The sequence below is a fragment of the uncultured Nostoc sp. genome, from assembly GCF_964247315.1.
In the GTDB taxonomy this organism is placed as follows: Bacteria; Cyanobacteriota; Cyanobacteriia; order Cyanobacteriales; family Nostocaceae; genus Nostoc.
Genome location: NZ_CAXTTT010000216.1, coordinates 1 through 5,805 on the forward strand (window position 1 = coordinate 1; position 5,805 = coordinate 5,805).

Sequence of the window (5,805 nt, forward strand, 5' to 3'; positions counted from 1 at the left end):
TTGCAGGGACATACTAATCGAGTCTGGTCGGTTGCCTTCAGTCCCGATGGTCAAACTTTAGCTAGCGGTTGTGACGACCAAAGTGTGAAATTATGGGATCTTCGTGATGGTAAAAGTCTGAAAACCTTTCAGGGACATACCAATCGGGTAAGGTCAGTTGCTTTCAGTCCCGATGGTCAAACTTTAGCTAGTGGTAGTGAAAACCAAACAGTTAAATTATGGAATGTCCAAGATGGTAAGTCCTTGACAACCTTGCAAGGGCATAGCAATCGAGTAAGGTCAGTTGCCTTCAGTCCCGATGGTCAAATTTTAGCTAGCGGCAGTGAAAAGCAAACAGTGAAATTATCGGATGTCCGTAACGATAAGTTTCTCAAAATTTTGGAGGGGCATAACAGTTGGGTACGTTCGATTGCCTTCAGTCCTGATGGTGAAATTTTAGCTAGCGGCAGCGAAAAACAAACAATTAAATTATGGGATGTTCGCACGGGGCAATGCTTGAAAAAATTGCAGGAACATACCAATCGAATTAGGTCAGTTGCTTTTAGTCCCTATGGTCAAATTTTAGCTAGCGGCAGTGACGACCAAACAGTGAAATTATGGGATGTCTACACCGGAAGATGTCTCCAAACCTTGAAAGGGCATACCAGTTGGGTAAGATCGGTTGCCTTTAGTCCCGATGGTCAAACTTTAGCTAGTGGTAGTGAAAACCAAAGAGTCAGGTTATGGAATATTTATACAGGAGAATGTCTCCATATTTTGGAGGGACACAGCAATCGGATCAGGTCAGTTACTTTTGGCCCAGATGGTCAGACTTTAGCTAGTGGCAGTGATGACCAAACAGTAAAGTTATGGGATGTTTACATGGGCAAGTGCTTGACAACCTTGCAAGAACATACTAATCGAGTCTGGTCAGTTGCCTTTAGTCCCGATGGTCAAATTTTAGCTAGTGCCAGTGAAGACCAAACGATAAAATTATGGGATGTCTATAATGGCAGGTGCCTGAAAACTTTGCAGGGAGCTAATTGGGTAAAGTCAGTTGCCTTTAGTCTTGATGGTCAAACCCTGATTAGTGGTAGCCAAAATGAGACAATTAAGCTTTGGGATGTATTGACGGGTGAGTGCCTAAGAACACTGCGATCGCCACGACCCTACGAAAAAATGAATATCACCGGGGTTACAGGATTAACCGCAGCGCAGTTAGTGACGCTAAAAGCTTTAGGGGCAGTGGAAAATCCAGAGCAAAAATAAAAGGTAAAAGAATGAATTTTGCCTTTTCCTTCATCCTTTTACCTTTTTTATGTACCTGATGCTTATTTAATGTTAGCCCTTGCGTCCTTCACTGCGGCAAAGAAAAATAATCCTGTGAGTGGAATGCTCAATACCAGGATAATTGCCGTGGCTGTGACACCAAAATCTGGTTGTCCGTAACCGAGTTCAAAAATCGAGCCGACGGCGGCGATCGCACTTACACAAGAACCACCCAGAAATAAACTGCTTTTTGGAGTTAAATACACTATTGCCCCCCTATGCTATTGGTTTCACCGCTTGATACGAGAAGCCATTCTTAGATAGCTCCTGGGCTAAAGTCAAGGAGTTTTCTACACGGTCTACAAATACCACGCCGTTAAGGTGATCCATCTCGTGCTGAATGCAGCGTCCCAAGAGGTCATTAGCCTTTAATGTCCGGGGACGACCGTATTCGTCTTTATAGGCAATTTCTACGACTTCGGGGCGCTTCACGTCTAGATATACATTGGGAATGCTCAAGCATCCTTCTTGGGCAACAGAGATGTCGCGGCTGAGTTGTTTAATGGTGGGGTTAATCAACACTAAAGGCTGGTTAGCTGCGTTCTCTGGTTCCAGGTCGATGACAACTAATTGTTTATGAATTCCCACTTGGGGCGCAGCCAAACCAATGCCATCTTTGCTGTACATAGTTTGCAGCATTTCGCGCACTATTCGGCGAAGTTCGTCATCAACCTTAGAAATCCGTTTTGCAGCTTGACGCAGCACGCGATCGCCTAAATAATGAAGCTCCAAAGGTGGATTTTTTAACTTTTTTTTCTCGACAGCAATTTCAGAGGGCATGAGTCTCGATGGCTAAATGGTGCAAATTCCTACTATTTTCATTCTATCAATCCCAGTTAGAGGATGTTTAAAAAGTCCTAGAGTATACCAAAAACCCAGTTGCCATTCCTCTGTTTGCTTGCCTAACGGCAGCCTGACGCCAAGGAGGAGAGGCTGTGAAACCCTTACTTTTTTGTCAGGAAAGCTTGTTAGGGAGTTAGTCTTTGAGGTTGTTTTGTTAGCAATAATACTTTTTAAACATCCTCTAACGACGTGTTTGTGAACATCCGTGATGACGAATGCGAACATGTAAAAACTATGGTGGCACTCCAGAAACCAGAAGCACGGTTAACCTTCAAAAGCCCCCATACAGTTTTTGAAGTGACAAAAGTTTTATCGAGTGAAGCAGAAGTTTGACCAAATAATTACTAATTCGTAAAAGTGATTAACTTGACGGCTTCCCCCAAAAGCTTGATGCATCCTATAATTTCTCTGAGGGTACTGTTGGGTAACATTTTACAAGTTGGTATTCCTAGAGTAGTCAACTACAAAAGAAACAGCAATGCAAAAATATATTCCGATCAATTGTGACTTTCACGACGAGTAGATTAGGTTGTTACGGCATTTGCAGCTTTTACCCATTAGACGCTAAGCATTTATATCCAATTTCTAATCTACGGTATCGAATATGAACTACACACTCAAAAATAAACGCGCACTCGTCACCGGAGGCAGTCGCGGTATCGGAGCTGCCATCGTTAAGCGTTTGGCAACTGAAGGTGCTAATATTGCTTTCACCTATACCAGCTCGCCCGATCGCGCCAAGGAAATCACGCAGGCAGTCCAGGCGCTGGGTGTTCAAGCTTTGGACATCCAAGCCAACAGTGCCGAAGCCAGTGAGGTGGTGGCTGCTGTTGAACAGACAGTAGAGAAATTGGGTGGTATAGATATCCTTGTGAATAATGCAGGTGTAGCGCAGATGGCCTCTATCGATGATTTCACGCTTGCGGACTTTGATCGCACCTTTGCGATTAATGTGCGTGCCGTATTTGTGGCGACCCAAGCCGCAGTCAAGCACATGCAAGAAGGCGGACGCATCATCAACATTGGCAGCACCAACGCCGAACGTGTGCCATTTGCCGGCGCCTCTGTTTATGCCATGAGCAAATCTGCTTTGCAAGGGCTTGTGCAAGGGCTGGCGCGTGATCTTGGCCCGCGTGGAATTACGATCAATAACGTCCAGCCCGGGCCGATCGCTACGGATATGAATCCCCCAGAGGGTGAGTTTGCCGAGATGATCAAAAAGCAGCTGGCACTGCCCCGCTACGGCACTGTTGAGGAGGTTGCAGGGATGGTCGCTTATCTAGCTGGGTCTGAGGCAGCTTACATCACTGGTGCAAACCTAATGATTGATGGAGGGTTCAGCGCCTAACTACCGCAGGTGTAGCCTAACTGTAAATATCAATTCTCAGCAATGAGCGAAACTAGACTAACTGCAAGGATGCTGAAACCTTTAGCCAGAAATATTTTTAGCTTTTTGGGCTATAAGTCAAGATTAGAAGTGCATACTCATATAAAATTGTCAATGGTTGTATCGATTGCATTTCTAGTATGCAGAATCCCAAGGAGGTATCTTTGTCAAAGATTTACTTCTATTTATATATCTGGTTAAAACAGCACCGTATAGCCGTTGGAGGAATGCTAGTTGCGATCGCCATCACAGGCTGTAATGCCTCTGTTAAATCGCAGCCACCTGCCAATACCCCATCGGTTGCAAATCTGATCGCGTCCAGTCCGACTCCAGCATCGGTTTCTCCTACGCAAAGCGCTGCTAATACCAAGCCGCCTGAGCAGCAAGCAGTCCAAGTGATTCGTGACTATTATAGTGCGATCGCTCGTCTTGACTATAAACAAGCTTATTCAGCTTGGGATGGAAATGGCGCTGCTAGCAAGCAGTCGTTTGAGCAGTTCAAGCAGGGTTTTGCCAACACCACATCCGTTGCTGTAGAAGTTGGAAAACCCGGTAAACCAGACCCAGGTGCAGGCTCAATCTACATTGAGATTCCGGTTACTGTGACTGCGATCGCCACCAATGGAACCCCGCAGCGATTTCGCGGCAGCTATGTGCTGCGACGAGTCAATGATGTTCCTGGCTCAACTCCAGAGCAGCGTAGATGGCATCTCTACTCGGCGAAAATTACTCCTGTCAAGTAACCTGCGGCAAAACGCTGGTTTTCCAAGATTCAAGGCTAAAACCAGCGTTGCTTGAATGCCAAGATAAATCATAGAGGTTGATTAAAATGATTACTTTATACACTGCCCTTTCTCTATGGGGGCTACCGAGCATTAGCCCAGCCTGTATGGAGCTTGAAACCTGGCTTCGCATGGCAAAGCTGCCTTATAATAACACAATCGTCGTCACAGCAGACAATCTTAAGTTAGCTCCCAAGGGTAAGGTTCCGTCTTGCCACTGCGATGATAATTGGCGATCGTCTAAATTTGCTTGAACAAACATATCTAGCAGAGTAATACCAATTCAAAATTCTCTCATTCAAAATTAAGAAAGCCAGACAGAACAAAGGTTTAGAAGTATGTATCTGTCACATTCTTTTTTCAAATTGGTATAACAACTATGGTGAAAAGTCTTTACTGCTCAAATGTCAGGAAATAATTCACCAACAACATGAACACAAAATTGGGTGAAACTCAAAACATTTCATCGATTGTAAGTCGTTCGCCAGCCTATTTTATATTCACATCTGATTGCAACTAGGATTCCTATACAATTTTATTCCTAAAAATATTTCTTCCATCTATTTTTATTCATAGAAACCTATGCTTAACAATATTTTCTAGCATCCTCACCACATTCATTGACTAAATACAATAAACACTTAAAACGAAGACTAACTAGCTGTTCGTAAAGAGGGTTCAATTTGCACAAAGGTGGAATCTGAAATATAGTCCGACCGAGAACTGTAACAGTTCTTTCAAAAGGGCAATGGGAAGGAATTATTTTGCACAATAGTCTGGCAAGATTAGAATTATGTATTTCTACGGACTCAAGCTGAGAGCGAATCTGGTTTAATAAGATATTGCCCAAATTGGCTTTATTTAAGAAGCTCATAGTTCAACTTTCCTTTAATCAATCTGTTGCTCCTATAAAATTACTCCGAACTTCAGAGAAAAACATCGTATAATTACTAAACTATGAAGCAGTTAAACGCATTGCCCAGTTGCACCAAGGTCTGAACTGGATTAGTTTAACAATTACGATTATTCTGACTTTAACAGCGATCGCAGTCACTACCACCACAATTAGGCTGATTGTCATGGCGCGTCGCCAGGAAATTGAAATTATGCAGCTAGTGGGAGCGACTTCTGTTTGGATTTACCTACCGTTTATTTTACAAGGAATTGCCTTTGGTTTGGTTGGTGGTGCGATCGCTTGGAGTTTCATTTCTGTGATTCAACAGTTTCTCGGTAAGTTACTAGTCAATCAACCTGAGTTTATCCAAGTCATCACCAACAGAGTGCAACTCACTCCAGCAGAAATTTTATTATTGCCTCTGATTATTTTGGGTTTCGGTGCAGCTGTAGGATTAATGGGGAGCTTATTTGCTGTCCGACGTTTTGCTAAAGGATAGTCATTGGTCATTTGTCCTTTGTCCTTTGAACTCGGAACTTCGACCTCTGAACTCGGAACTTTGACTTTTGAACTCGGAACTTTGACCTCTG

At 43.6% G+C, this 5,805-nt stretch carries 8 protein-coding genes and 1 pseudogene; 6 read left to right on the top strand and 3 right to left on the bottom strand.

Going from position 1 to position 5,805, the window contains the following annotated elements; all coding sequences use genetic code 11:
- On the top strand, window positions 1-1,248 hold a 1,248-nt coding region (locus ACFE93_RS33645), incomplete at its 5' end, for a WD40 repeat domain-containing protein (RefSeq protein ID WP_375480313.1).
- A 62-nt stretch (window positions 1,249-1,310) separates the two neighbouring features.
- On the opposite strand, the gene ACFE93_RS33650 is transcribed toward ACFE93_RS33645, so the two are convergent.
- Window positions 1,311-1,514, bottom strand: a complete 204-nt coding sequence (locus ACFE93_RS33650; RefSeq protein ID WP_104908675.1) for a hypothetical protein — start codon at window positions 1,512-1,514, stop codon at window positions 1,311-1,313.
- A gap of 10 nt (window positions 1,515-1,524) precedes the next feature.
- Window positions 1,525-2,088 carry a peptide deformylase gene (gene def / locus ACFE93_RS33655; protein WP_375480315.1) on the bottom strand — a complete coding sequence of 188 codons (564 nt, stop codon included), beginning with the start codon at window positions 2,086-2,088 and terminating at the stop codon, window positions 1,525-1,527.
- 252 nt (window positions 2,089-2,340) lie between these two features.
- Here def and ACFE93_RS33660 point away from each other — a divergent pair, with 252 nt between their 5' ends.
- From ACFE93_RS33660 to ACFE93_RS33675, 4 genes are all read left to right on the top strand, one after another.
- On the top strand, window positions 2,341-2,484 hold the full coding sequence (locus tag ACFE93_RS33660) for a hypothetical protein (protein ID WP_375480317.1): 144 nt from the start codon (window positions 2,341-2,343) through the stop codon (window positions 2,482-2,484).
- 271 nt (window positions 2,485-2,755) lie between these two features.
- Window positions 2,756-3,499 carry a 3-oxoacyl-ACP reductase family protein gene (locus ACFE93_RS33665; RefSeq protein ID WP_375480319.1) on the top strand — a complete coding sequence of 248 codons (744 nt, stop codon included), beginning with the start codon at window positions 2,756-2,758 and terminating at the stop codon, window positions 3,497-3,499.
- Window positions 3,500-3,702: 203 nt separating this feature from the next.
- A complete protein-coding gene (locus tag ACFE93_RS33670) occupies window positions 3,703-4,281 on the top strand; it encodes a hypothetical protein (RefSeq protein ID WP_375480321.1) in 579 nt (192 codons plus the stop codon).
- A gap of 86 nt (window positions 4,282-4,367) precedes the next feature.
- Entirely contained in the window at window positions 4,368-4,574 is a 207-nt protein-coding gene (locus ACFE93_RS33675) for a hypothetical protein (protein ID WP_375480322.1), read from the top strand.
- A gap of 332 nt (window positions 4,575-4,906) precedes the next feature.
- Here ACFE93_RS33675 and ACFE93_RS33680 read toward each other — a convergent pair whose 3' ends face one another.
- Window positions 4,907-5,194: a Mo-dependent nitrogenase C-terminal domain-containing protein gene (locus tag ACFE93_RS33680; RefSeq protein ID WP_375480324.1), complete on the bottom strand. Its 288-nt coding sequence runs from the start codon at window positions 5,192-5,194 to the stop codon at window positions 4,907-4,909.
- Between the two features lie 85 nt (window positions 5,195-5,279).
- Here ACFE93_RS33680 and ACFE93_RS33685 point away from each other — a divergent pair.
- Window positions 5,280-5,714, top strand: a pseudogene (locus ACFE93_RS33685) (cell division protein FtsX); the annotation flags it as partial.
- Between the last annotated feature and the right edge of the window lie 91 nt (window positions 5,715-5,805).

Coding starts and splice junctions, on each gene's coding strand:
- def (WP_375480315.1), bottom strand. CDS start 2,088: ATGCCCTCTGAAATTGCTGTCGAGAAAAAAAAGTTAAAAAATCCACCT.
- ACFE93_RS33675 (WP_375480322.1), top strand. CDS start 4,368: ATGATTACTTTATACACTGCCCTTTCTCTATGGGGGCTACCGAGCATT.
- ACFE93_RS33665 (WP_375480319.1), top strand. CDS start 2,756: ATGAACTACACACTCAAAAATAAACGCGCACTCGTCACCGGAGGCAGT.
- ACFE93_RS33680 (WP_375480324.1), bottom strand. CDS start 5,194: ATGAGCTTCTTAAATAAAGCCAATTTGGGCAATATCTTATTAAACCAG.